This is a genomic window from Stenotrophomonas sp. P5_A8 (assembly GCF_056400545.1).
This window is the reverse complement of the sequence record NZ_JBFULB010000476.1, coordinates 1-2,103: the sequence shown is the minus strand read 5'-3', so window position 1 is coordinate 2,103 and position 2,103 is coordinate 1. Positions and strand designations below refer to the sequence as shown.

3 protein-coding genes are annotated in these 2,103 nt (G+C 56.6%); 2 read left to right on the top strand and 1 reads right to left on the bottom strand.

Going from position 1 to position 2,103, the window contains the following annotated elements; all coding sequences use genetic code 11:
- On the bottom strand, positions 1-734 hold a 734-nt coding region (gene ku / locus AC1DQP_RS19765), incomplete at its 3' end, for a non-homologous end joining protein Ku (protein WP_478052332.1).
- A gap of 684 nt (positions 735-1,418) precedes the next feature.
- On the opposite strand from ku, the gene AC1DQP_RS19760 reads away from it, so the two are divergent.
- Both AC1DQP_RS19760 and AC1DQP_RS19755 read left to right on the top strand, forming a co-directional pair.
- Positions 1,419-1,853 carry a low affinity iron permease family protein gene (locus AC1DQP_RS19760; RefSeq protein ID WP_088434344.1) on the top strand — a complete coding sequence of 145 codons (435 nt, stop codon included), beginning with the start codon at positions 1,419-1,421 and terminating at the stop codon, positions 1,851-1,853.
- An 80-nt stretch (positions 1,854-1,933) separates the two neighbouring features.
- Positions 1,934-2,103: YciE/YciF ferroxidase family protein (locus AC1DQP_RS19755; protein WP_478052333.1), on the top strand; the 170-nt coding region annotated here is incomplete at its 3' end.

Sequence of the window (2,103 nt, the reverse complement as noted above, 5' to 3'; positions counted from 1 at the left end):
TCCTCTGGATGCACGGGCTCTTCAAACTTTGTGGTGGCACCGACATCTTTTACTCGCTTTTGAATGATCGCAGATAGCCTCTCGCGGAACTCGTCGTGATAGCTGTCCGGTGCCCACTCGCTGGTCATAGAGTTGATCAACTGCTTGGCCATCTCCATTTCCTTCGGCGCGATCCTATAGTCGCCAGTCTGCCCAGCCGGAAGCTTGTAGTCATCGGGCGCTACTAATTCCTGCGGATACCGAAGCAGAATCAGGACCAAAGCGTCCCCTTCAGGCATCACCGCACACAGGTATTCGCGGGTGCGGATCACCACTCGGGCGATGCCGACCTTTCCGGTTTCTCTCAGCGTCTCCCGGAGCAACACATAGCCCTTTTCCGCCTTCTTCCCAGGAACCAGGATGTATGGCTTCTCAAAGAAACGCAGACCAATGCTGGATGCATCGACGAACGCCTCTACATCGACGGACTCGTGGGTCTCTGGAGCGGCCGCGGCGATGTCTTCCTTCTCGACGACGACGTAACTGCCCTTGTCATACTCGAAGGCCTTAACAATGTCCTTCCACGGCACCTCCTCCCCCGTGTCCGCATTCACCCGCTCAAACCGAATCGGCTTCTTGTCTCGGGAGTCCAGCATCCGGAAGCTCAGATCAGTGCGGCGCTCCCCCGACATCAGCGAGACCGGGATGTTCAAGAGACCAAACGACAAAGATCCACTCCAGATAGGCCTAGCCATAACGATCCTTTTTGGCCGTGATTCGGCCGCTTTCCCTTGTATCGTCTGTGTCGTCGCCGCCCCGTGAACCGTCTATTGAGGGCGTCTCAGCGCAGAAACCAACCTTGTAACGAGGGCGGTAAACGGGGGCGTCTGCCCGTCCACTCCCGCCTGCAGACGGCTGGGACGGACCACCTTCCCTCACTGTCCCGATCCACGTCCCAATCATCGCCTTCGAGCGTCTCCTCCAAGTCGCTTGAGCAGCTCGCAACCTGGAAAACGGCATCTGCCACCGCCTCCATCTCATGCTCGAACCAGCGGCAGCCGTCGGCTGAAACCACCGAGGGCCCGTCCCCCAGGCTTGGGTATCCAGGCACTAATTCCTGCAGATGCTCTGCGGCCTGGCCAACGGTAAGACGGCGAAATCCCTTCATTGATGCCCAAATCTCTAACCGACGCACGATGGCAGGATTCATGGCCCGGCCCTCATTTCGTTTAGGAATAAAAGGTTCGTTCCAAGGGCGTCACAAACGAGCGATAACGTTGTAAAAATTTCCTTAAGTTGGGGGTGGRCGGCTCAAATCCGTGGCCTACTTCACCCAAGCTGAACCATTTAGATTGTTCCCTTTTTCTTGCCGCCGTGCTCACTGCGCGAAGACGACCGAACTCCTATGGTCCTGCCACCACAGCCGATGAATGAGCACTATGGGAAACGTCTTTTTTAACCGGATCGCCTGCAGCGTTTCCAAGGCTTCTGGTTCGCTGAGCGCCTTTGTCGCTGCTTTGGGCGTTGTCATCGTCTGGGCAGGAAGCGGCCCGCTGTTTCGTTTCAACAACACTTGGCAGTTGGTCATCAATACGGGCACGACGATCGTCACCTTCCTGATGGTGTTCCTGATACAACACACCCAAAACGCCGACACCGCAGCAATTCACATCAAACTCGACGAGTTGATTCGCGTCACTCATAACGCCAATGACGAACTGCTCAACCTTGAACAAATGGATCAGGACCGGCTGGAAGAGATCCGCCTGCGTTACGAACAGCTCGCTAAGACCGCCGCGCACTTGAAGGCCAAGAAGGACCGATGCATGCCCGGGGCCTGCGATGAAGAAACGGAGGAGCCGGCTGGTGTGTAGCCCAGCTTCACGATAACCAGATGAAAACTAACACCACGAAGCATAGCGTCTAACACCCACCCATCCGTAGGAACGCAGACATGGCGATCAAGACTGCCGAAGACCTCTTCATCCACGAGCTGTCTGACATCTACAGCGCTGAAAAACAGCTCACCAAAGCTCTGCCTCGCTTGGCCCGGGCTGCGTCCAACCCAGAACTCGCCACCGCTTTCGAGACCCATTTGGAGGAGACCCAAGGCCAGATCGAGCG

Coding starts and splice junctions, on each gene's coding strand:
- AC1DQP_RS19760 (WP_088434344.1), top strand. CDS start 1,419: ATGGGAAACGTCTTTTTTAACCGGATCGCCTGCAGCGTTTCCAAGGCT.